The following is a 22,318-nucleotide window of genomic DNA, read 5'->3' as shown; positions in this document are numbered from 1 at the left end:
AACAGAATATGTTGAAAATGAAGGCGTGATTCGAAACGATAAAAAATTAGTTGGATACAGCCAATGCAGCCCGGGCTGCTTGAGCCGCTTGTACCATTTGTCGCAAGGCGGCGACAGATTCCTCTTTGGTGCGGGTTTTCAGACCACAATCCGGATTAACCCAGAACAAATCTGATGGCAGTACGCGCAGGGCACGCTGGATCATGCTTAGCATTTCAGATACATCGGGGATGCGCGGACTGTGGATATCGTACACGCCCAGACCGATGCCTTTGTCGTATACCTGATCTTCAAAGCTGACAATCAGTTCTCCGTGGCTTCGCGAAGTTTCAATAGATATAACGTCGGCATCCATGTCGGAGATGGACTGAATCATATGCTGAAATTCGGAATAGCACATATGCGTATGGATTTGGGTCGCAGGTTCAACGGTGGCCGTGGTCACAAGGAAGGCTTGAACCGCCCAATCCAGATAGGCTTGCTGTTGTTCTTTTTTCAGCGGAAGCCCTTCACGAATTGCGGGTTCATCGACCTGAATCATGCTGATGCCCGCTTGTTCCAGTGCCTCTACCTCTGCCCGTAATGCCAGAGCCAATTGTAAAGCAACTTGGCTACGCGGAATATCATTGCGTTCAAAAGACCAGTTCAAAATGGTCACAGGGCCTGTAAGCATTCCCTTAACAGGCTTGGAAGTTAACGATTGAGCGAATGCCGTTTCTTCCACAGTCATGGGCTGATCGAAGGAGACGTCTCCGTATATAATCGGCGGTTTGACACAGCGGGAGCCGTAGGACTGCACCCATCCGTTTTGTGTAAAAGCAAAGCCATTCAGCTTTTCGCCAAAAAATTCAACCATATCGGTCCGCTCAAATTCCCCGTGTACAAGCACGTCAATGCCAATGTCCTCCTGAATATCAATCCATTCCTTGATTTGCTGTTGGATGAACGTCCGGTATTGCTCGGCAGACCATTGTCCTTTGCGATAGTGCAGGCGGGCCTTGCGGATCTCGGCGGTTTGCGGGAAGCTACCAATGGTCGTCGTAGGCAGTGGAGGCAACTTCAGCTTATTTTGCTGAATCTCACGACGCTCGGCGAAAGGAACGCTGCGTGTTAGAGGCTCCTTTGCCAGCAAGTCAGCCAGATCGGCAGCTGTCTGTACACGTGCCGCTGAGCTGTTGAAACGGGCTACCGCATCCGCACTTTGTCCAAGCTTGGTGAGTGCGGATGGATCGTGTTTGCCAAGTGCAGCCGTCAGGACGGCGATTTCCTCAAGCTTTTCATCGGCAAAGGCCAGCGCTTGCACCAGTTCTCGATCCAGCTTGTGCTCTGCTTCCAGACTGACTGGCACATGCAGCAGACTGCATGATGGCTGTACGATAAGCTGCTCGGCAGTGGTCTGTTCTGCTAACTGACCCAGCAGGGTAGCCACAGCGTTAAGGTCGCTGCGCCATATATTGCGCCCGTCAATGACCCCAGCGCCCAGCGTTTTTCCTTTAGGGAAACCATGCTGCAATATATGCTGGAGATTTTCGCCATCATCATACACAAAATCAAGACCCAGTCCCTGTACCGGAAGTGCGGACAGACGCTCATAATGGTCCAGGCTGCCAAAGTAAGTTTGCAGCATTATATTTAAAGAGGGCGCAGCTTGGGCCAAAGCTTCATAGACTTCCTGAATAATGTCCAGATCCTCTACTGGGAATGAGGTGGTCAGGACAGGTTCATCGATTTGGACCCACTGAACACCTTCTGCTGCTAGTTCAGACAGGACACGGGTGTATAAAGGCAGGAAGGTTCTTATAATAGAAGCAAGCTCCTTGCGATCATAGCCTTTGGAAAGGGTAACGAATGAATAGGGGCCGATGAGGACCGGTTTCCCATCAATGCCTAGCTCTTGTTTTGCTTCACGATAAGCCTGTAAAGGTTTATTTTCAGTGAACACCGGGACTGCGTTTGCCAATTCAGGAACGATGTAGTGATAATTGGTATTCATCCATTTGGTCATTTCACTGGCGGTTGCTCCCTTTTGACCACGAGCGATCCCGAAATACACGGACAGAGGAATCGGACCTGCAGGACGATGGTTGAACCGTTCGGGTACTAGACCAAACATCACAGATGTATCCAGCATGTGATCATAATAGGAGAAGTCTCCGACAGGAATGCGATCAATCCCCTTGTCACGCTGCTTGCTCAGATGCTCCAACCGTAATCTTTTCATCTCCGTTTGCAGTTCGCTTTCGCTAATACTGCCGTTCCAGAAGCGTTCCAGTGCTTTCTTCCATTCCCGGTTTTCGCCGATACGCGGATATCCCAGATTACTGCTAATTAAGCCGGATAATTCAGGCCATTCAATGACGGACATGTACTTTTCCTCCTAGTGGGTGGCTGTTTTATTTTTACGTACCAAAAAAGGCATTCTTCCCCCTAGAGTTAAAAATAAGTAGGGGAAAGAATGCCTCCGTGATTAAAAAATCAAAAATACGGCGACTGCTCTTAACACCTCCCTATCTTCCGTAGGTACTTGCGATGTTGTTAAAATAGGCAGGTCTCCTGACTTACGGATCATGACTCTCAGCATCCCTTCCCGGTCTGTGGACCAGTGGTTGTATGAACAGCTGAAAGTTCCCCGTTTACAGTGGCGGGACCGTGCCGGATTTGCACCGGCTTCCCTTTTAAGCCTGATCTGAATAGAACAGACACCTATCTCCAAGCTATGCGGTTAAGGTATGACGAATAATTATGCACTCGTATACTTGTTCACCATCATAAGTGAAACTTGCAGGATGCGCAATAGAAACTGCAATGGAATCTGTTAGGGATATGCCAAAAAAGACAAGCCTCATCCATGATGGAGACTTGTCCTAGATTAGATATAGCATATGCCGAGTAAGCTTCGCTTTAAGCCAATGAAACGGTGTAACCTGCCTGAATGCTGGCTTTTACATCTACCAGACGCTGGTTGCGGCTGCCTCGGAAGGGAAGGGTCAGGTCCTTTTGCTGTTCTACAAAGCGACCATCCACAATCACATCGCACAAAAGTGCTAGCTCCTGTCGCTCCTGATCTGTGAGTAGATCTTCATAGACAAAGCCAGTGTAAGCCCACACGGTTCGGTCGGGACAGGCCGCACGGAAGTCGCGCACAAATTGCGAGCATTCTGCTGCTGAGAAAAACGGGTCTCCCCCGCAGAGAGTCAGTCCGTCCAACAACGGATTATCCATGATGTCACGAATGACCTCCTGTTGTCGTTGGGGGGTGAATGGCTCACCTGCATGGAAGCTCCACGACGCTGGATTAAAGCATCCGGGACAGGCATGACGGCAACCGCTAATGAACACGACGGTGCGCAGGCCGTATCCTTCGTTCAGAGATTCCGGAATGTAGCCACACAAATTCACTTATGTTTCACCCGATCTCGAACTTCTGCTTGTTTTGCAGCATTAAAGCGAACGGTATAATCCCCTGTCAGATATCCGGTTACCCGACGTAAGCGCTGAAAGTGTGTGTGCTCCTCATCTGTGCCACATTGGGGGCAGCTTGTCCCGATAATCCCTTCATAACCGCATTCTGTACAACGATCCACCGGGTGGTTGATGGAGAAGTAGCCGATGTTCTGATGTAGCGCGTACTGAACAATTTTAAGAAACGCATCCGGGTTATTCCGCGCATTACCGTCCAGCTCAATGTATGATATCGCACCAGCGTTGCATAGGTTATGGAACGGAGCTTCCAAGCTGATTTTGCGAGCAGCCGGGAGCGTGTAATACACGGGAATATGAAAAGAATTCGTGTAATATTCTCGATCATTTACCTCAGGAATAATCCCGAAATCACGTTGATCCAGCAAGGTGAACTTGCCCGACAGACCTTCGGCAGGCGTAGCGAACAATGTAATATTCAAATTGTGATATTCACTCATTCGATCGCAATACACGCGCATAGAAGTGATGATTCGCTGTGCCTCGCGGTATACGAAATCATCCTCCCCGTGGTGTTTCCCGTATAGTGCCTTCATGCACTCAGCCAGTCCGATGAATCCGATCGAAAGCGTACCGTGTTTTAGTATGCTTCCCACCTTATCATCTGGCTCTAGTTGTTCTCCACCTTCCCATACCCCTTCGCGCATCATAAAGTCCGAGGCTTTGGCCGGCTGGCTGGTCTGGATTTGATAGCGATGGATTAAGCCATCCACCGCAATGCGCATAACTTCTTCTAGTCTCGCATCAAAGCGATCACGGTCAGGTGTCAGGCGTTTGCCTGTGCAAATACCATACTCAATGCCAAGCCGCACCAGATTAATGGTATTGAAGGAGAGATTTCCCTTGCCACTCTGCCGATTTCTACCGAAACGGTCAGAAATGGTGCGGGTACGGCAACCCATTGTCGCTATAATGGTATCCGGGTCATCAGCACGGTAAAAAGGCAGGTTGAAGGTGGCATCTACATTCACAAAATTGGGATACATCCGTCTGCTAGAGCATTCTACCGCCCGTAAGAACAAATCATAATTGACGTCGCCTTCTGCCTGATTGATTCCCTCTTTGCATTGGAAAATATGCTGTGGAAAAATAGGAGTTTCCCCGCTACCCAAGCCGCGAATCGTAGCCTCCAGCAGCGATTGAGTAACAAGCCGTCCCTCAGCAGACGTGCACATTCCGTAATTCAGTGAAGTGAATGGAATCTGTCCACCCGCGCGACTGCTCATGGTGTTCAGGTTATGAATGAGCGATTCAGCAGCCTGTCGGGTTTCCGTCTCCGTCTCTTCGCGAGCGAATGCGTATGAACGAGGGCAGGCTTCTTGCAAATGGGGATTGGCCATATGTAGTTCATCGTCAGTCAGACTGGATTCTATCTCTTCCTCGAACAGCCGAAGTCCCTTGCGCAGATGCTTGCGGAAGGACCGGGCAACGTATGGGGCAAGGTCCCAATCTATTTTATTGGCGGAGACACCTCCGAATTGGCTATTTTGCTGAGACTGGAATATGATGGCAACTAGTGCCATGGCGGACATAATCGTTTGCGGTGTGCGTACAGAGCCATTGCCTGTATTGAATCCGTCTTGTAGTAACCGGCCAAAAGGGATAAAGATACAATTCGTAGTTCCGAGTGCGTATTGGTCCAAATCGTGAACATATACATATCCGTGATCAATCGCGTTCGTCAGTTCAGGCGGAAGTACCCGCAGGCGCGCATACCATTTGGCATACTCGGACCCAAGCTTGCTCATTTTGCCGCTGAACGATTCTCCATTCAGATTTGCATTCTCCCGCAGCATGTCCAGATCTTGTGCCCCAATGACCCGCTCGCCGATGTCGTATAATTGATGTTCCTCCAGCACTTTCATCGTAAAACCCTCCATATAGTAAAATATATATATTTTTCACAAAAACAACATATTGATGATATATAGTGATAACCAATTGTTTCGATCTATATATTGTATATACGTATACATCGGGAGTATGTGACTATTGTCACATTAGCAAGAGCGGCCGACACGAAAAAGCCAGGTATAGAGTAAGGGGCACATCCGTAGATATGCGCCTTACTCTATACCTGGCAATCGAAGTTGTGACAAAAAAATGAATAGGGTCGTCGGTACATTGTGTATGATTTTGGGATATAGATTTTAGAAGGTTTAGAGTAGCTTTTTCAACTGGGACACCCGGCCTTGGGAGATATCGAGCATTTCTGCATACACTTTTTGTGGCAGGTTCGGGTGATCCTGAATTAGCTTGCGAAGCTTTTTTACCATTTCACCTTGCTGCACTCTGGATTGCTTGGGCTGCCACGTTGTGTTGTTTCGGATCGGCTGGGTATGTTCTTGAGCCTGGATAGCATCATTGCTTGTGGCATGCACATTTTCATCGGTCTTTAATAATTGAATGCAATCAGCGCAGATAAAGCTGTCCCGAAAATAAGTTAAGTGATCCACCGCGCCGCAAAATTTGCAGGAGACACCCGTGTATTTTCTTAATACAAATCCTTCTTCATCTACGAAGAATTCAAGCGAATCACCGATATTGATATCCATTGTGGTGCGCATTTCCTTAGGGAGTACAATTCGCCCCAATTGATCCAGGGGCCTTGTCATTCCGGTATTTTTCATCAGCGTTTCCTCCTTCAATGATATATCCTGATTATACCAAAAAATATTATTTTTAGCTTTGTATATTGAAGGTAAAATGCAACTTTTTTTGTCTTTATGCTGCGGCTCTCTTTCATCCAGTATAGGATTTTTTCGGTATTGTTGCCGGGATACTCCCTTTTAGCTATGATATATAAAACGCTTTCATGTATGCCTTTTCATTATATTCTTAAATGGGATAAGGAGGATGACGGATATGAGTCATGAAACAACGGGTATCGAATATTTATTTCAAGATCCGAAGATTCATCTGGATGAGCGTGTACGGGATCTCGTGTCACGACTAACCTTGGAGGAAAAGATCGAATCCATGTTGCAATACCAGCCGGCCATTGACCGATTGGGAGTCGCAGCTTACAAGCACGGTACGGAAGCGGCACACGGGATAGCATGGTTGGGTGAGGCGACTTCATTTCCTCAGCCAGTAGGATTGGCATGTACTTGGGATACGGAGTTAATGCGTCAAATCGGATCTGTTATCGCAGATGAGGCGCGTGTCTACTATCGTCGTGATCCCAAATTAAACGGTCTGACCTTGTGGGCACCTACGGTGGATATGGAGCGTGACCCAAGATGGGGACGCAATGAGGAAGCTTACGGCGAAGACCCATATTTGACGGGAGAACTGTCAAGGGAGTTAGTCAAGGGAATACAGGGAGATCATCCGGTATATTTGAAAGCGGTTGCCACTTTAAAACATTTTCTGGGTAACAATAATGAAGTGGATCGGGGAAGCGGCTCCTCCAGTATAGACCCACGGAACCTGCGAGAATATTACCTAAGAGCCTTTGAGAAGCCTTTTATGGAAGGCGGCGCCCAGTCGATGATGACTTCCTACAACCTAATTAATGGAACGCCTGCTACGTTATATCATGGGGTTAACGATATTGTCAGGGACGAATGGGGGATGGACGGCTTTGTCGTAAGTGATGCGGGTGATGTCATGGGGATTGTCAACGATCATCAGTATTACGATTCCCACACGCCAGGTGTGGCCGAATCTATTCGGGCGGGAATTGACAGCATTACAGATGATGCGGAGCTCTCCAAGCGGGCGATTCGAGAAGCTTTGGCACAAGGATCGCTGCAAGAAGAAGACTTGGATCGGGCATTGTTTCATACGTTCCGTGTCCGTTTTCGGTTGGGGGAATTTGATCCGGCTGCAGACAACCCCTATGCCTCGATCGGAGAGGAAGCTCTCGTGACAGAGCAAGCCCGTGAATTGTCGTTGCGTGCGGCGAGGGAGCAGATCGTATTGCTTAAAAATGAGCATGAACTCTTGCCATTGGACCCTGCCCGGTGTGGCAAAGTAGCGGTCATTGGTACGCATGGCAATGAGGTGTACCGCGACTGGTATTCCGGTACGCTGCCCTACCGGGTTACACCGCTGGAGGCGATTCGTACCAAGCTGGAAGGCGAGGACGAGAAGGAACGCGTCGTGTACCTTGATGCCAAGGATCGCGTGACCTTGACGGCGGCGAATGACGGATCGAAGCTCGCAGTTGATTCTTCTGGTGAGATGCGCCTATCCCAGGATGGAGACCCAACGGTATTGACCATGACGGATTGGGGCTATGGCAGTGTGACGTTACATGATGAGCATCTGGGTACTTACGTGACGAGTGATGAAATAACGCTTCGTGTGACAGCTGATGAAGCGTATGGCTGGTATGTCAAAGAGGTCTTTGGGCTGACTCCTGTTGGACAAGGAGAGCATCTGTGGACGACATGGAATGGAAAACCAGTCATTGCCGGAACAGAGGGCTCATTAAAGGTAGGGGAGGCTGAAAAATCCGCACTTAACGCTGTAGAGTGTAACGCCTCAACAGCCTCGACAGTTTCAGGACAGAGCCATACAACATTCCAGGTAGAGACGGTGTCAGATGGTTTAGCGGAAGCGATAGCCGCTGCGCAAGCGGCAGATACAGCAATTGTATTTGTTGGAAATCACCCGCTCATCAATGGAAAGGAAGAGAATGATCGCCCAGGCTTGGAACTGGCAGCTTCCCAGCAACGGCTTATCGAGGAAGTGTATCGCGTCAATCCGAATACGATTGTGGTTCTGACGGGTAGCTATCCATTTGCCATCCCTTGGGTTCAGGAGCATATTCCAGCGATCGTATACACGTCTCATGCGGGACAAGAGCATGGTACGGCAATAGCGGATGTGTTATTTGGAGATTACGCGCCAGCGGGGCGTTTGAACATGACCTGGGTTCAGAGCGAGGATCAATTGGGCGACATCAAAGATTACGATATTATTCGCGGTGGTCGTACCTATCAATATTTTGAAGGTGTATCCTTGTATCCATTTGGCCATGGATTGACGTATTCGCCTTTTGAATATAGTGACCTGCGTACAGATGCCCTGAAGGATAGCGTAACATCTATTGCTGCACTGGATGCCATGGATACGCTCCAGGTGTGGGTAGAGGTGACGAATCGGGGCGTAGCTGCTGGTGAAGAGGTTGTGCAACTCTATGTACGGCCTGGTGCCTCACGAGTAAAGCGACCATTGAAGACATTGTGCGGTTTTCAACGTATTCGCTTAGAGGCAGGTGAGACGCGAACGGTTTCCTTTACGATTCGGATGAAGGATTGGGCGATCTGGGATGTTACGCGGGATTGCTATTGCGTTGAATCGGGTGAATATACACTGCTGGCTGGTGCTTCCTCAGCGGATATCCGATTGGAGCACCCTGTGTACGTTCGAGGCGAAGTCATTCCACCACGCCAAGCCGGACGAAGTATCCGCGCTGAAAACTTCGATGATTGCTCCGACATCGTACTAGATGAAAGCAAGGAGCAAAAGGAGGCCTGTGTACGTCCGCGCACACCTCAACGTTCTGGTTGGATTGCCTTTCATGGCGTAGACATGGATACTGTGAGTGTGACCGAGCTTCAGTGCCGTGTGTCGGGCAACAGCAGTGATGCCACAATTGAGCTGTGTTTGGATGCACCCGATAGTGAAGCCGTGGCACGTGTGAACGTGGGCAATACAGGAGGGGCGCAAGCATGGGTTACACTCTCCGAAGCGGTACATTCAGTCTCTGGCATACGTGATGTATATCTGTTGTTGAGCGGGGAAGTGCGGTTAGCTCATTTTATTTTGGGCGATCATGCTACAGAGGATTCCGGCTTTCAGGCTTGAACTTACTTCTGACATCACGTACAATGCATTCAACGAAGTTTCTACAGCTTAGGGGTGTCATCTCATTTGAATAGTGAAAAAAGACTACGCACCGCAACGCCCAGATGGCTTGGGGTGGCGGTAAAGGCGCTTGTCTATTTGGAAAAGCACGGAGAACTCTGTGCCAGCGGTTCTATTGCCCGTTCCATTGACTGCGAAGTCACTTTGGTGCGCAGGGTGCTGACGCGACTTGTACAGGCAGATTTGATTGCAGCACGCGAAGGTCGTGAGGGAGGCTATGTGCTTACCCGTTCGGCCGACCATATTACACTTGCCGATATATACCACGCCATTGAAATATGTGATCCAATTTTCCCGGGTATGATGCATGAACCGGAAACCAATCCTTTTTGTGAGGAGTTGGCGATAGCCGTATCCGAAATTTTAGCCGAGAGCGAACGACGTATGCTGGAAGTATGGGGGGCCCATACGCTGGCTTCGCTTGCCAAGCGTACATCACTCGTGGTGGGGAAATGCAATCATAATGAAGATTCAAAATGATAATAGCCGATACAACTCTCAAAAGAGGGTTGTATCGGCTATTTCTATGAAATGGTCATGCCTCAAATTATATTTCATATGAGCAAACCCGGTTACGTCCTGCATTTTTAGCTTCGTATAGAGCTTTATCTGCCTGCTCCAATAGGGCTGCCCCGGACATATCTTCCCCGGTACCTGGAAAGGTTGTCACGCCGATGGACACGGTGACTTTAAGAATAAACCCGTCCGCTAAAACAAACTCATACTGATTTACTCCGCTAAGAATTTGATTAGCTATGCGAAGTGCTTGCCGAAAAGCGCAATTCGGCAAGAGTACGGTGAATTCTTCTCCCCCGCTGCGGGTGACTACATCATTAGGACGACATTTTTCCATTAAAATCTGTCCAAGCTGGCGCAGCACTGCATCTCCTGCGGCATGTCCGTAGGTATCGTTGACTTCCTTGAAGTGATCAATATCCAACACCAGTACGGATAAATGCTCATGACGTTGGCGAGCTTGAGGGAGCTTCTCTTCCAATGAGAACTCAAGCTGCCTTCTGTTGCTTAAATTAGTGAGATGGTCTGTGTAGGAGGTATGCTCCAGACGAAGTAACAGCTCATTGGATGTGTTGATAGATTCAGCAATGAGGTACAGAAGACATCCGCCGACCATGGAAATGAAGAATTGGAGCGGATACACGTGCAGAACATCATCAAGATTTTTCAAATTAATCATAAGGGGACAGAATATAATGCCCAAAGCAAAAACGTTCATAATCATCAGCTTGGGTAAACGTGACCAGGACAGATGTGACAATAAAGCGCACCCCAGGCCAACGAGTATCATAAAAATAGCGCCTACGATGGCTTGATCGTTAATACCAAACAGCAATAATCTACCTATACATATAAACAGAGTAGCCGTGAGCGCTGCTGGGCCGCCGATGTAAGTGGCGGTAGCTACGATGGCCAGATGACGAAGATCGGCAATCGTATTAAATCCTACTGGAATTGAATAGTACATCATGACAATGCCGTAGCACCCAAAAAGGGCGCCTCCAATCCAATGCATCTTACGCTTCAAGGTGTGCAGACGGATTTTATATCTTTGTGATATGAGGCCGGTTATGTACAAAAAGGTGACAAGGATACAGGTATTTACAAAAAACGTACTGAACAAGATGTTAACCCTCCCGAGAGGCATATTTCTTCATTTTATCAAAAAAACTGACATTAAGCTTGCAAATGAAGAATTTATTGAAATTTATTACGCGGGTACGCTTATAACGTTTCGTTCACGTATTTGGTGCATAACTGGGAATAGATTGAGCATACTCCAAAGATACAAGAATAAGGAAAAATGGGCGGTATCTATTGCTGCCTTACTGGAGATGAGGTTTGCTCATGATTCGCTATCCCTATCGCAAACATAATAAAAAGTCGGGTGCGGGTAAGAACAATGGAAATTCTCCGCGCTATCTAAAAATCGATACTTGTTTGGAAACCAACTTGCAGCAAATTAAGAAATTGACGTCAGATAGCCCAGACTTTCTGATGCGTCGCTTTAAATTGGGGCTGAGGGCGGAGGTTCCCGCCGCTATTGTGTTTCTAGATAGTATGGCTAAAACGGATACGGTGAATGAACTCATCATGAGATCCATGCTTAGCCGCCCATCTGCTGAAGTGGCTGCTGAGGCGGAGAATGCAGAAGCGCTGTACGTAAGAATACAGAGTCATGCGCTTGCACTGGGAGAAGTGAAGGACTGCGATGATTGGAGTTCCATGATGGAACAACTGTTAATGGGGGACACGATCATCTTATTGGAAGGCTGCGAAAAAGCGATTGCGTGCGGCACGCGTGGGGGAGAGACACGCGCAGTCAGCGAGCCAACAACACAGACAGTCGTCAGAGGACCGAAAGAGGGATTTGTAGAATCCCTATTCACGAATATTTCTCTGGTCCGGCGACGGATTAAAAGCTCCGATCTTACACTGGAGATGTTCCAAGTGGGAAGCACGTCTCTCACGAATGTGGCCATGCTGTACATGAAGAACATTGCAAATCCAGGCGTCGTAGATGAGGTTCGTAAACGGATAGAAAACATCAATATTGACGCTATATTTGAGTCCGGCATGGTTGAGGAGATGATACAAGAAAATCATTTCACACCATTCCCAACGATTTTTAACACGGAAAGACCCGACACCATCAGCAGCAATATTATGGAGGGCCGAGTGGCGCTCATCGTAGACGGGACTCCGTTTGTACTGGTGATGCCTACAGTATTTGCCCAATTTTTTCAGAGTTCTTCGGATTATGAAGAGCGTTACGATATGGCGACTGTTGTTCGGCTCATTAGATATATCAGCTTCATTATTCTTATTCTAGGGCCTTCTCTCTACATTGCCTTAACAACATACCATTATGAAATGATACCGACTCCACTACTGATCAGCATATTGGCTCAGCGGGAATCCGTTCCTTTTCCGGCATTTCTAGAGGCGTTTATTTTGGAGATTACCTTTGAGATTTTGCGTGAGGCGGGTATTCGAATGCCGCGTGCGGGTGGTCAAACGGTTTCCGTTATAGGAGCGCTTGTGTTGGGTCAAGCGGCCGTGGAAGCCGGAGTCGTCACCCCGCTGCTCACAATTGTAGTAGCCCTGACGGGAATAGCCAGTTTCGCAATCCCAGCCTATAACATGGCAGTGGCCGGGAGATTGTGCCGGTTTATTTTCATGATACTGTCAGCGTTTATGGGGCTATACGGCATTACATTGGGGTTGATTGCGCTGATTGCTCATATGAACAGTCTGAGTTCTTTCGGGGTGCCCTACATGGCGCCTTTCAGCCCTTTTGTGCTGGAGAGTCAAAAGGATGCCGTATTGCGACTCCCGTTCTGGATGATGAGGAAGCGTCCTAAAAGCATTACATCTAAGAACCAGAAAAGAATGAAGGATGGAAGCGGGATTTCCTCTTCTGATAAAACCACACCGATGCAGGAGGGGGGCAATCAGGGTGTATCAGCGGAAGAGGAATGAACAAAGTGCAGTAACTTTTAAGAGGAGAATAGGGGGGCTGTGTTTGGTTTTACTACTGTTCGCTCCCTTGTTATCCGGTTGCTGGGATTCTGTGGAGTTAAACCAGAGAGCAGTAGTAGCTGGGATAGGAATTGATTTGGTTGGGGAGTCGGATTATGAGGTTTCCCTACAGGTGATCGTAGCAGATGAAATCGCCGGAGCCAAAGCGAGAGGAGATACTCCAGTCGTTTTGTATCGGGAAAAGGGAAAAAATCTGTTTCAAGCGCTCCGCAGAGCCTCACAAAGGGTTCCGCGGATCATTTCTTTGGCGCATACCAAACTGATCGTTATTGGTGAAAAGCTGGCACGGGCTGGAATCGGCGATATGATGGATTCTCTGGAAAGGTCTACAGAAATCCGGCTGCCGGTGAAAATGCTGGTGGCACGCGGTAATACTGGGAAGGATGTACTGGCAATCATGACCGCAATCGGTCGTATTCCCGCCAATGATATTTCAGGAAAGCTGGAAACATCGGAGCGTTTGTATGCCGGGGATTACGCGGTGACTATCGACGATGTGATTCGCAGCATGTCTCATAAGGGTGGCGGTCCTGTGCTGACGGGCATAGGGGTCAATGGGAATTTAGAGCAGGCCTCAAGCAAGAACAATGTGGACAATATTTTACCGAAAGCTATTGTTCATATTAAGGGAATGGGGGTGTTCAAAAAGGATCGGCTTGTCCGCTGGTTGGATGATGATCAGGCCATTGGACTGTCTATGATCAACAACAAGGTGAAAGGTGCCCAAACAACACTGAGCTGCGGTAAGGATAGGGAAACCATTGGCATCGAAACCTTGTTCTCTTCAACCAATATACACACACGGATGGAGCAAGGGGAGCCTGTTTTTGTGATTAACCTAAAACAGACCGGGGCGGTACAGGAAGCCGAGTGCTCGATTAACTTACAAAGTCCGGAGGCGATGAAAAGACTGCAGGAGAAATGGACAGAGGAGACGAAAAAAGTGATCACTTCAACAGTCAGAGAGGTTCAGCGTACCCGTAGCGATGTAATAGGCTTTGGCCTTGCGCTGGAGAGGAGCTATCCCAAACAATGGAAAAGACTCTCTTCCGAATGGAGCCGTAATTTTGCGGAAAGCACCGTCCGTATTCAAGTGACTTCTGTACTGAAACACACTCAGTCGCGGACTAACCCATACTCCAAGGGGGAATCAGACTAGTGAAAATAGAGCAAGGAGGGAAGGCCATGAAAAAAAAGACACGGATAGGTGCAAAAGAGATGATCTCTCTTATGGTGTTGTTTGAGATGGGCACATCCATGATGTCTATTCCCGGAAGGAATGCGGGCAAGGATGCGTGGATCGCCATCCTCATTTCCACGGTTTTGGGGGCAATGCTTTTTGTATGCTATGGCAGCCTTCACCGACGTTTTCCCGACTTGCTCATGACACAGTACTGCAGAGCCCTTTTGGGCAAGAAAGCAGGGAGTGCGCTTGCTTTTATATATATCGTGTTTTTTCTTTACGGCGGAGCACGGGATCTTCGGGATACGGGGATCCTGATTGCCGACCGGACACTTCAGCATACGCCGTTGACAGTCATTTGTGCCTTAATGATTGGACTTGTCATGTATGTGGTGTATTTGGGAATCGAGGTTGCAGGCCGGACGGCCATCATCATGTTGATTTTGCTGCTACTGCTGGGCCTGGCTACGAATATATTAGTTTTGTTGGCAGGCATTGTAGATGTGGGCAATATACTGCCCATAGCCGAGCATGGCTGGCAGCCGATATGGCAAGTTGTTTATTCGCAAGCTGTGATGCTACCGTACGGCGAGATGGTTACGTTTGCGATGATTCTCCCCACATTAAAAAAAGGCTATCGTGCCAATGGGGTAGGGGTCTCTGCTATATTGCTGGGGGGGCTGCTCCTGTCTATGGTTACACTGTCCAATGTGCTTGCACTGGGAGAGGATGTGTTCAAACGGGCGACTTACCCGCTACTCTCGATGATCAGCAAGGTCGAAATATCTGATTTTATCGACAGAGTCGATGTCATCGGCGTTATGAGCGTTATTATCTTTGATTTTTTTAAAATTTTCATCTTCTATTATGCCGCGGTTAAAGCCGCAGAGGATGTATTGAGAGTGTCTTACCATAAACTGATCCTGCCATTTGGGATTATCATGTTAGTCTCTTGTGTATTGATGGCACTGAGCTATCAAGATCACCTTCAAACAGGCGAGTTAGTGCTGAAATGGCTGTTTCCGATATTTGCCGTGTTTTTTCCTATCTTGCTGCTAATCGTGTCATGGCTGAGAAAGACCCGGAATAAAAAAGGAGAGGAAAATGTCTCATGAGTCATCGTCTTGCCGACAAAACATACATCAGTACGGGTCAAATGCTCATTCTGATGTTCCATTTTATTCTGGGAAATGCGGTCATTATTAATATGGATAATGAATATGAACGGAATACACGGATTGCCACTTTGAATTTGGATGACTGTCCCTCATCTGTATTCATTCATTATTTGTTTACGTTTTTCCTTGTTTGTTCTTTCTGATGACTCTCTTGCGGAGAGGCAGAGGAGGAAGTAGGAACTTTGAGGAAACGTGACCATTGTGAGAACAGGAAGCGAAATGCGTTTCCTCTTGGCTTTTTGCCCACATTTATAAAGAACACTATAAGCATTCCTGCCAGGACGACATATTCTGATGGTCGCATAGTGAAAAAAGCCAATGAAATAGGCTCCCAAGGATGATGAACACCAGAAAGCCATTTTATCGATATACTTGTTCCGAGCATTAGCAGCATAAAGAGCGTGAATATCCACACTATCTTCATAAAATATCCCTCCGATTATAAATAAGCTAAGCATGTACTCCTGTATACATTGTGTTGCAAAGCCGTTCAATTTATCCGATACCATTGACTTGAAATAAATTAAGATTTATACTTATTCTAAATTGATCTTTAATATGATTGTAAGTTTGTAATTAATATAATCTGCGTTGGTTAAGGGAGATGCGGTATGAGAACTTTAAATTTAACTTCGCAGCGCCAAGCGGTATATGATGTGGTTCGTGAAGCTCACGATCATCCTACTGCGGCCGATGTTATGAATCGGTTGATGGAGCGCGGATATAATCTGGCCTATGGAACGGTATATAATTCACTGCGTTATTTGACGGATAAGGAATTAATCCGTGAATTGAAGCTGGGGGAAGCTGCGAGTCGCTATGACGGGCGGATGGACGATCATCAGCATATTATTTGTCAGGTATGCGGCCGAGTAGATGAAGTGATGAGTGAAGTCCCACATGATTGGATTGACACGGTTGCGCATGAAACGGGGTATAATATTGCCCATGCCCATGTCGTATTCGGAGGAGTGTGTAAGGAATGTCAAAGCAAGCGAATCAGATAACAAATCGTTTCAAAGTGGCTGACATGCCTAGACGGGTGAAGGGCAGTTGGACATCGATGTTAGCTGCTCCCTCTGCACCTACGGTGCAGACCGTTCCTTCCAATGAGCCTTTGTATTGTCCAACTACACGTCGTATCATTCTGATCAGTTCGGTACCGGGTGTAGTTCACGGGTTGGTGCGTACGCTGTCAGATGCGTGTTTTGATGTGATGGTTTTCCATCGCTGGGAACCTGAAGTGCAGCGTCATCTGGGAAGCGATCTCTTGATTTACGATTTGACCGCTACCGAACCACAGAGTGAATTACTGGATATTCGCAATCGTCTTGAGGTAGAACACATGAAAGACACACCAGTTATGTACGTGGTTCAGGATCGGGTGTCTGTACATGCTCATGAGCTGCTTCCTTCAGAAGAGGTGCTGGTGTGGCCGCTGGCTTCCAATCATATGGTGCATGACATTGAACGGATGATTGTACGCCATCCTGCAACTTCCCGTCAGGCAGCGCAAGCCAGCCGTCGTACGGTGTTCAAGGACATCTGGATTGACCGAGATAAAATGCTGGTATATAAAGAAGAGAGTCAATTGAATCTGACTAAAACAGAATACGATTTGCTGCTGAAGCTGATTGATGCTCAAGGCAAAGTGATCTCCCGCGAGCAAATGATGCACGATATCTGGGAGACGGATTTTGTAGGCGGCAGCAACGTTGTAGATGTGCATGTCAAAAGTTTGCGCAAGAAGCTGGATGATCGGCCAGCAGAACCTGAATATATTGCAACCGTAAGAGGTGTAGGATACAGATTGGCAGATTGAGCTGAAAGTTATGAATACCGATGAATTTCCGCCGGATGGAGACATTCGGCGGTTTGTATATGATTCCATGAAGAAACTGACATTAGGTGTGACGGTTGACTTTGTCAGGAGATATACACTACAATCGGTAGTGTGAGGTGCTTCTTATGAAACGACTGAATTTTAAAGCTGGCGAAACCGGGCTTAACCGATTTTTCGGACCTCTGGAAGCCAAAATTATGGATATTTTATGGTCCACTTCGGATCGGAGTATCAAAGAAGTGCAGACCGCGTTGGAGGGGGATCGGGACTTTAACTTCAATACGGTAATGACCGTGATGAACCGTTTAGTGGAAAAGGGAATACTGAGTAAGAGTATACGTGGGAGAACGTCTTTATATCGTCCAGTTTTAAGCAGGGAAGAATTCATGGATGAGCAATCCAAGGGACTGAGTCACGAATTGGTGGACGAATTTGGTCCGCTTGCTGTCAATCATATGATTGATGCTCTGGAGGTGGCCGATCCGAAGTTGATCGAACGTCTGGAACAAAAAATTAAACAATGGAAAAAGGATATGTAGCGATGTGGAAAACACGTTCTAAATTACTGTTTACAGCAGGCGCCTTGATTTCGGGTTTCGCCCTTATACAGATGGGTATGTACGCCGGGCAGCATGTTTTCGGCTGGAAATTGAATTATAACGTGTTTCAAATTTGCAGAAGTTTGTTACAGCATTACGGAATCGGCTACATGGTGGATGCGCTCAGCGGGCTGGTTTTCGTTACCTTCGCTATCGCCGGAGGAGAAGCAGTCAGACAGTGTATGGCTACCAGGGCAGCTTTTCGCAGACTGCACCGAATGCGTGACCTGCCGCTGACCGAAGCACTGGGTGAGCGATATGGTGAACTCGGGACCGATCGGATATGGGTCATTGATTATGCCAAGCCAGCCGCCTTCACCATGGGATTATGGAAGCCACGTATTGTATTGTCCTCTGCACTATTGTCTGTACTGGACAAACACGAAGAAGAAGCTGTCATATACCATGAAGCCTATCATATGAAACATTATGATCCGTTGAAGACCTGGTTGCTGCAAGTATGTGCTAAACAGCTGTTTTACTTGCCGGTGCTACGTCACATTACCCATCATTATAAGACGGCCCGTGAAATTTTGGCTGATAACGAAGCGATTCATCGAGCGGGTTCACCAGTTGGGATTGGGAGCGCATTGCTCAAGCTTCTGAGTATGACGCCTGCCAATACTCGCCTGGTAAACTCCGCCGCTTGTTCCTCGTTTGCAGAAACGTCCATTAACTATCGTATCTCACGTATTTTAGACCCTCAGCAAGAACCTGTCATTCAAATGCCTTGGCGTTCGATTATGTTTTCCAGCTATGTGCTAGTGATGTTGACACTTATGTTTGCACTGGCGCTAATCTAAGTTTGGCAAGATGTTTCCTACAGGTGGCGCTTTTTGCGCTACCGATTCTCAATGTGTAATACACTACAGTGTGTAGTTTATTGCAGAATTTTTATACAATTTAAAAGGAGATGAGCAAATGAATCAAACGCTTATGAATATTGGATTATTGTTGGTACGGATTTTTACAGGGGTTATTTTTATCGTTCACGGTGCACAAAAGTTTCAGGGACTAGACGGAACCTCCGGCTTCTTCCAAAGTATCGGACTCCCTGGCTGGATGGCTCCTGTGGTCGCTGCGGTTGAACTGGTTGGGGGTATTGCACTGGTTCTGGGAATCGGAACACGACTGGCTGGAGCGGCATTGACCATCGTTATGATCGGTGTATTGCTCACTGCTAAAAAAGGACAGCCTTTTGGCTCGATTGAATTTGATCTGCTGATTCTGTTCACCAGCCTTCAGCAAGCGCTTGTCGGTGGACGCTTTCTGGCAGTGGATCAGTTATTTGGCCGTAAAAAGGTTGAAAACAGTAACGTACAGGTCTAAATATTCATATAACCGCGCCCTTAGTCTTATAGGGCGCGTTTTTGTTTTTCCCCTTTGTGAAATTTCATTGTAAATCATTTGCTACTTTCAACCGATATAACTAACACGGAATGTAATTCAAATATATCGTTTTATGAGCAAAGGGGAAAAAACATGGGAACAACGCGAAAGAGAAAAACGATATGGACACTCAGGAACAAGCTAAGTTTAGGCTTTTTACTTGTTTTGCTGATTCCGAGCTTAAGTATTTCCATTGCGACCTATAAATCATCATATAATGCTATGGAAAAACAGCTCCACGGCAGTGCGAATCAGGGGGTAGTGACAGCTAACTCAATTATTGAATACGCAATCGCCAGTAAAATTAAAGATGCGAGTTATTTAGCGGAGCGTCTGGACGGCTCGATGATAGATGGTCGAAACAGCCCTTTGATTCAGCCGAAGCTGATCCAATACAAGGGTTTGCACGAAGATGCCACGGATATTTTTGTTGGTACACCGGAGGGGCTGATGATTCGGGGGGTGCCCAAGGAGGATGAAGGGACTTTTGATCCTCGCACACGCCCATGGTACATCGAAGCGATGAAGCAGCCCGGTAAGGTTGCAATTACGCCTGTTATCATCAATTCATCAGGTATTCCTGTTGTCGTAGTGTCTCAAACACTTTCCGACAAGTCCGGGGTTATCGGGATTTCTCTAAATCTGGAAAGTGTACGTAAACTGGCCTCCATCAAAGTGGGCCAGGAGGGGTATATCATTATTTTGGATCATACGAAGAAATTTGTAGTCCATCCTACGGCTAAACCGGGCTCATCTCCACAGGAGAAAGTGCTTGATACGTTGTATACTGCGCCGAGCGGGAACTTTAAATATATGCATGAAGGTCACGAAAAATATTTGACCTATGTAACGAATACGGATACTGGTTGGAAAATTGCAGGTACCTTCTATCAATCCGAGATTAGCGATGCCACGGCTGCCATGCGTTATGTAACCATTTTTGTGCTGGCTGGCTCATTGGTGATTGCGCTACTCGCGATTTTCCTGATCACCCGTTCTGTTCTGGTACCAATTCGTAAGCTGCAAAAATCAGCAGAACGAATCAGTGAAGGAGATTTGACGGGCGATTTGGAAACCGGAAAAACGGATGAGGTAGGCGAATTGTCATCTCACTTCCAAACCATGGTCGACAGTTTGCGCACGATGATCCGAAGCGTTCACGAAACGACAGATCGGGTAAGTTCTTCAGCGGAGGAACTGGCTGCGGGTGCAGATCAGACAACCCAAGCGATTGAGCATGTCACCATTGCTATCCAGGAAGTGGCTGTGGGCAGCGAACGTCAGGTGCAGAGCGTTAAGCACGGCTCTGTAAATATGGAGGAGCTTGCTCAGCAAGCAGCGAACGTATCCGAGCGTATGGTGGGCGTATCTGAACATGTGAAGATGAACGCCGAATCGGCTCAGGAGGGTAGCAAGGCTGCTACGCAGGCTGTACAGAAGATGCATGACATCGATGAGACCGTTAACGATCTCGGACAGGCCATGGACTCCCTCAATGAGCGCTCCGGTGAAATCGTGAATATTATCAGCGTTATATCCGGTATCGCCAAACAGACCAATCTGTTAGCTCTGAATGCGTCCATTGAGGCCGCACGCGCTGGGGATCATGGTAAGGGATTTGCCGTGGTCGCTACGGAGGTGCGTAAGCTAGCTGAGGAATCTGCCAAATCGGCTACCTTGATCTCGGAGCGCATTGAAGCGATGCAGGTGGATATGAATCATGCTCTGGGCGCTATGCATCAAGCGCGGACACGGGTAACGGAAGGCATTGATTCGGTAACCACGTCTGAGCAATCCTTTGCGGAAATCAGCCAAGCCGTGGAACGAGCTATGGAGCATATCAATGACATTACCGGGGTGACTCAGGAAATGGCACGGGGGACGGTAGGTGTCGTAGATATTATGAGCGATATTGCCCACATTTCGGACGAGGCAGCGAGCAACACCGAGTCGATCTCAGCGGCAGCTGAGCAACAGCTCGCTTCTATCGAGGAAATTGCTTCATCTACGGCGGATCTGAGCCAAATGGCAGAGGAATTGCGCGAACTGGTTGGACGTTTCCAGGTTGAAGGAAAGTCATAAAAATAATAAAAAGCGCCTGGATACAGGAGATTGTACTCTGTATCCAGGCGCTTTTTTAATGTTTTTAGCATAATTTTTGGTTTGCAGAGTTAGAAGTTAACGTTGGAAGGACTTGCGGCGGTCCAGACGGAAACGGACATCCCGTGAGTCGGAAGGACGCAGCGAACTTCTCTGAAACATATTGTTCAGAATCAGTGCGAATATGACTAACACTGTCCCATATAGTTCAAAACGGCTAATGGCATAACCTTGGAAGTACATGAGTACCAGCGTGGTAATCGGTACAAAGTTAATAAATAGAATTCCGTTCAGTGGAGATAGCTTTCGGATTCCGGCATTCCAGCTAAGCAGGGCCGCTAACCCTGGAAGCAGGATCATAAAGCTCATTTCGTATTTAACTGACCACACAGCCTGCCAGTCCGGCACCACAATCCAGTTGAATGCAGAGGCAAATGTGACGACTACGAAGGAGACGAGAGTTCCGAGCAGGCAGGTTAGGGTTGAATACCGAAGAGTAGACCATCCTGCAAAATGGCTGCCTCCCATGGAATATACGACCCATCCGACGACGCCTACGAAAATAAGCAGCAGCGGTAGCAAATGTTGTCCGGCAAGTGTGAAAAAGGTCCATTTTCCGTTCGTGATCACCAGTAAAGCCCCGGCCAGCGCAATCACCATGCTGATTAGTGTATATCTCGGAGGCATTTTACGGGTCATGACCCACACCATCGCAATAGAAATCATCGGCATTAGCACTTCCATTATAGAGGCAACCAGAGTGCCTGCTGCCCCCATCGCGTGCTGTCCCTGGAAAACGGCCATATTATAAATGGTGAATCCCATGGTCCCGAAGAATAACAACGTCTTGCCCTTGCCCTCAAAGCGAAATGCAGTCCTTCCCTCTTTGAGCCACAATAGTACGACTAAAATGAGTGTAACCGATAAATAGCGCAAAAATGAAAAGTACAGTGGATTGATGTGTTGTAATGCAATGTGCGAAACCGGAAACATCGCCCCCCAGGACATACTGGCGATTAGGCATAATAAAGATCCGGTCATGATTTGTCTGTTCATGGTGTGCAAAAGCTCCTCCTTGCCGGTCTCAGCGGACATATCTTATGGACAA

The 22,318-nt window shown here is 47.6% G+C and carries 19 protein-coding genes and 1 riboswitch; of the genes, 13 read left to right on the top strand and 6 right to left on the bottom strand.

Translation table 11 applies throughout. The annotated features are described in order from the left end of the window. Window positions 1–46 precede the first annotated feature (46 nt). The 4 genes from metE to NSS94_RS23320 form a co-directional block, all read right to left on the bottom strand. On the bottom strand, window positions 47–2,365 hold the full coding sequence (gene metE, locus NSS94_RS23335; protein ID WP_341040232.1) for a 5-methyltetrahydropteroyltriglutamate--homocysteine S-methyltransferase: 2,319 nt from the start codon (window positions 2,363–2,365) through the stop codon (window positions 47–49). Window positions 2,366–2,526: 161 nt separating this feature from the next. Next, window positions 2,527–2,722, bottom strand: a riboswitch (cobalamin riboswitch). A gap of 179 nt (window positions 2,723–2,901) precedes the next feature. After that, entirely contained in the window at window positions 2,902–3,399 is a 498-nt protein-coding gene (nrdG, locus tag NSS94_RS23330) for an anaerobic ribonucleoside-triphosphate reductase activating protein (protein WP_341040231.1), read from the bottom strand. Then, window positions 3,396–5,345 (bottom strand): anaerobic ribonucleoside triphosphate reductase, encoded by a 1,950-nt coding sequence (locus NSS94_RS23325; protein ID WP_029518614.1) that lies wholly within the window; start codon window positions 5,343–5,345, stop codon window positions 3,396–3,398. The genes nrdG and NSS94_RS23325 overlap by 4 nt, the downstream gene beginning before the upstream one ends. Window positions 5,346–5,639: 294 nt before the next feature. Further along, window positions 5,640–6,110 carry an AbrB/MazE/SpoVT family DNA-binding domain-containing protein gene (locus NSS94_RS23320; protein ID WP_029518613.1) on the bottom strand — a complete coding sequence of 157 codons (471 nt, stop codon included), beginning with the start codon at window positions 6,108–6,110 and terminating at the stop codon, window positions 5,640–5,642. A 235-nt stretch (window positions 6,111–6,345) separates the two neighbouring features. Here NSS94_RS23320 and NSS94_RS23315 point away from each other — a divergent pair, with 235 nt between their 5' ends. Together NSS94_RS23315 and NSS94_RS23310 are read left to right on the top strand one after the other, a co-directional pair. After that, the gene (locus NSS94_RS23315) at window positions 6,346–9,300 is read left to right on the top strand and encodes a glycoside hydrolase family 3 C-terminal domain-containing protein (RefSeq protein ID WP_341040230.1); all 2,955 of its coding nucleotides are present in this window, start codon (window positions 6,346–6,348) and stop codon (window positions 9,298–9,300) included. 66 nt (window positions 9,301–9,366) lie between these two features. Further along, complete coding sequence (locus NSS94_RS23310) at window positions 9,367–9,840, top strand: Rrf2 family transcriptional regulator (protein ID WP_029518611.1); 474 nt, start codon at window positions 9,367–9,369, stop codon at window positions 9,838–9,840. A 67-nt stretch (window positions 9,841–9,907) separates the two neighbouring features. On the opposite strand, the gene NSS94_RS23305 is transcribed toward NSS94_RS23310, so the two are convergent. After that, complete coding sequence (locus NSS94_RS23305; protein ID WP_209947722.1) at window positions 9,908–10,999, bottom strand: GGDEF domain-containing protein; 1,092 nt, start codon at window positions 10,997–10,999, stop codon at window positions 9,908–9,910. A gap of 224 nt (window positions 11,000–11,223) precedes the next feature. Here NSS94_RS23305 and NSS94_RS23300 point away from each other — a divergent pair, with 224 nt between their 5' ends. The 11 genes from NSS94_RS23300 to NSS94_RS23250 all read left to right on the top strand — a co-directional run bounded on the left by NSS94_RS23300 (window position 11,224) and on the right by NSS94_RS23250 (window position 21,192). After that, window positions 11,224–12,858 carry a spore germination protein gene (locus NSS94_RS23300; protein WP_029518609.1) on the top strand — a complete coding sequence of 545 codons (1,635 nt, stop codon included), beginning with the start codon at window positions 11,224–11,226 and terminating at the stop codon, window positions 12,856–12,858. A 43-nt stretch (window positions 12,859–12,901) separates the two neighbouring features. Continuing rightward, window positions 12,902–14,077, top strand: coding sequence for a Ger(x)C family spore germination protein (locus tag NSS94_RS23295; RefSeq protein WP_245248899.1), 1,176 nt, complete (start codon window positions 12,902–12,904; stop codon window positions 14,075–14,077). A 26-nt stretch (window positions 14,078–14,103) separates the two neighbouring features. Beyond that, a complete protein-coding gene (locus tag NSS94_RS23290; RefSeq protein ID WP_340957227.1) occupies window positions 14,104–15,216 on the top strand; it encodes a GerAB/ArcD/ProY family transporter in 1,113 nt (370 codons plus the stop codon). Further along, window positions 15,213–15,422, top strand: coding sequence for a hypothetical protein (locus tag NSS94_RS23285; protein WP_340933538.1), 210 nt, complete (start codon window positions 15,213–15,215; stop codon window positions 15,420–15,422). The genes NSS94_RS23290 and NSS94_RS23285 overlap by 4 nt, the downstream gene beginning before the upstream one ends. A 468-nt stretch (window positions 15,423–15,890) precedes the next feature. Further along, window positions 15,891–16,286, top strand: a complete 396-nt coding sequence (locus NSS94_RS23280) for a Fur family transcriptional regulator (RefSeq protein WP_023990809.1) — start codon at window positions 15,891–15,893, stop codon at window positions 16,284–16,286. Then, entirely contained in the window at window positions 16,262–17,101 is an 840-nt protein-coding gene (locus NSS94_RS23275) for a response regulator transcription factor (RefSeq protein ID WP_341040229.1), read from the top strand. The genes NSS94_RS23280 and NSS94_RS23275 overlap by 25 nt, the downstream gene beginning before the upstream one ends. A gap of 10 nt (window positions 17,102–17,111) precedes the next feature. After that, window positions 17,112–17,237: a hypothetical protein gene (locus NSS94_RS23270; RefSeq protein WP_275041150.1), complete on the top strand. Its 126-nt coding sequence runs from the start codon at window positions 17,112–17,114 to the stop codon at window positions 17,235–17,237. A 10-nt stretch (window positions 17,238–17,247) separates the two neighbouring features. After that, a complete protein-coding gene (locus NSS94_RS23265; RefSeq protein ID WP_013312429.1) occupies window positions 17,248–17,661 on the top strand; it encodes a BlaI/MecI/CopY family transcriptional regulator in 414 nt (137 codons plus the stop codon). Window positions 17,662–17,663: 2 nt separating this feature from the next. Continuing rightward, entirely contained in the window at window positions 17,664–18,524 is an 861-nt protein-coding gene (locus tag NSS94_RS23260; protein WP_029518605.1) for a M56 family metallopeptidase, read from the top strand. 118 nt (window positions 18,525–18,642) lie between these two features. Then, the gene (locus NSS94_RS23255; RefSeq protein WP_341040227.1) at window positions 18,643–19,050 is read left to right on the top strand and encodes a DoxX family protein; all 408 of its coding nucleotides are present in this window, start codon (window positions 18,643–18,645) and stop codon (window positions 19,048–19,050) included. Between the two features lie 153 nt (window positions 19,051–19,203). Next, a complete protein-coding gene (locus NSS94_RS23250; protein WP_341040226.1) occupies window positions 19,204–21,192 on the top strand; it encodes a methyl-accepting chemotaxis protein in 1,989 nt (662 codons plus the stop codon). Between the two features lie 96 nt (window positions 21,193–21,288). Here the strand turns inward: NSS94_RS23250 and NSS94_RS23245 are convergent, their stop codons facing one another. Further along, window positions 21,289–22,266: a DMT family transporter gene (locus NSS94_RS23245; protein WP_318627967.1), complete on the bottom strand. Its 978-nt coding sequence runs from the start codon at window positions 22,264–22,266 to the stop codon at window positions 21,289–21,291. Window positions 22,267–22,318 lie beyond the last annotated feature (52 nt).

The sequence above is a fragment of the Paenibacillus sp. FSL L8-0644 genome (assembly GCF_038008165.1).
GTDB classification, from domain to species: domain Bacteria; phylum Bacillota; class Bacilli; order Paenibacillales; family Paenibacillaceae; genus Paenibacillus; species Paenibacillus polymyxa_D.
The sequence above is the reverse complement of the archived record's forward strand: the minus strand, read 5'-3'. Positions and strand labels throughout refer to the sequence as shown.

What these genes read in the sequence shown, in the direction of transcription:
- metE (WP_341040232.1), bottom strand. Translation starts at nt 2,365, where the DNA reads ATGTCCGTCATTGAATGGCCTGAATTATCCGGCTTAATTAGCAGTAAT.
- NSS94_RS23325 (WP_029518614.1), bottom strand. Translation starts at nt 5,345, where the DNA reads ATGAAAGTGCTGGAGGAACATCAATTATACGACATCGGCGAGCGGGTC.
- NSS94_RS23320 (WP_029518613.1), bottom strand. Translation starts at nt 6,110, where the DNA reads ATGAAAAATACCGGAATGACAAGGCCCCTGGATCAATTGGGGCGAATT.
- NSS94_RS23315 (WP_341040230.1), top strand. Translation starts at nt 6,346, where the DNA reads ATGAGTCATGAAACAACGGGTATCGAATATTTATTTCAAGATCCGAAG.
- NSS94_RS23300 (WP_029518609.1), top strand. Translation starts at nt 11,224, where the DNA reads ATGATTCGCTATCCCTATCGCAAACATAATAAAAAGTCGGGTGCGGGT.
- NSS94_RS23290 (WP_340957227.1), top strand. Translation starts at nt 14,104, where the DNA reads ATGAAAAAAAAGACACGGATAGGTGCAAAAGAGATGATCTCTCTTATG.
- NSS94_RS23285 (WP_340933538.1), top strand. Translation starts at nt 15,213, where the DNA reads ATGAGTCATCGTCTTGCCGACAAAACATACATCAGTACGGGTCAAATG.
- NSS94_RS23280 (WP_023990809.1), top strand. Translation starts at nt 15,891, where the DNA reads ATGAGAACTTTAAATTTAACTTCGCAGCGCCAAGCGGTATATGATGTG.
- NSS94_RS23275 (WP_341040229.1), top strand. Translation starts at nt 16,262, where the DNA reads ATGTCAAAGCAAGCGAATCAGATAACAAATCGTTTCAAAGTGGCTGAC.
- NSS94_RS23270 (WP_275041150.1), top strand. Translation starts at nt 17,112, where the DNA reads ATGAATACCGATGAATTTCCGCCGGATGGAGACATTCGGCGGTTTGTA.
- NSS94_RS23265 (WP_013312429.1), top strand. Translation starts at nt 17,248, where the DNA reads ATGAAACGACTGAATTTTAAAGCTGGCGAAACCGGGCTTAACCGATTT.
- NSS94_RS23260 (WP_029518605.1), top strand. Translation starts at nt 17,664, where the DNA reads ATGTGGAAAACACGTTCTAAATTACTGTTTACAGCAGGCGCCTTGATT.
- NSS94_RS23255 (WP_341040227.1), top strand. Translation starts at nt 18,643, where the DNA reads ATGAATCAAACGCTTATGAATATTGGATTATTGTTGGTACGGATTTTT.
- NSS94_RS23250 (WP_341040226.1), top strand. Translation starts at nt 19,204, where the DNA reads ATGGGAACAACGCGAAAGAGAAAAACGATATGGACACTCAGGAACAAG.
- NSS94_RS23245 (WP_318627967.1), bottom strand. Translation starts at nt 22,266, where the DNA reads ATGAACAGACAAATCATGACCGGATCTTTATTATGCCTAATCGCCAGT.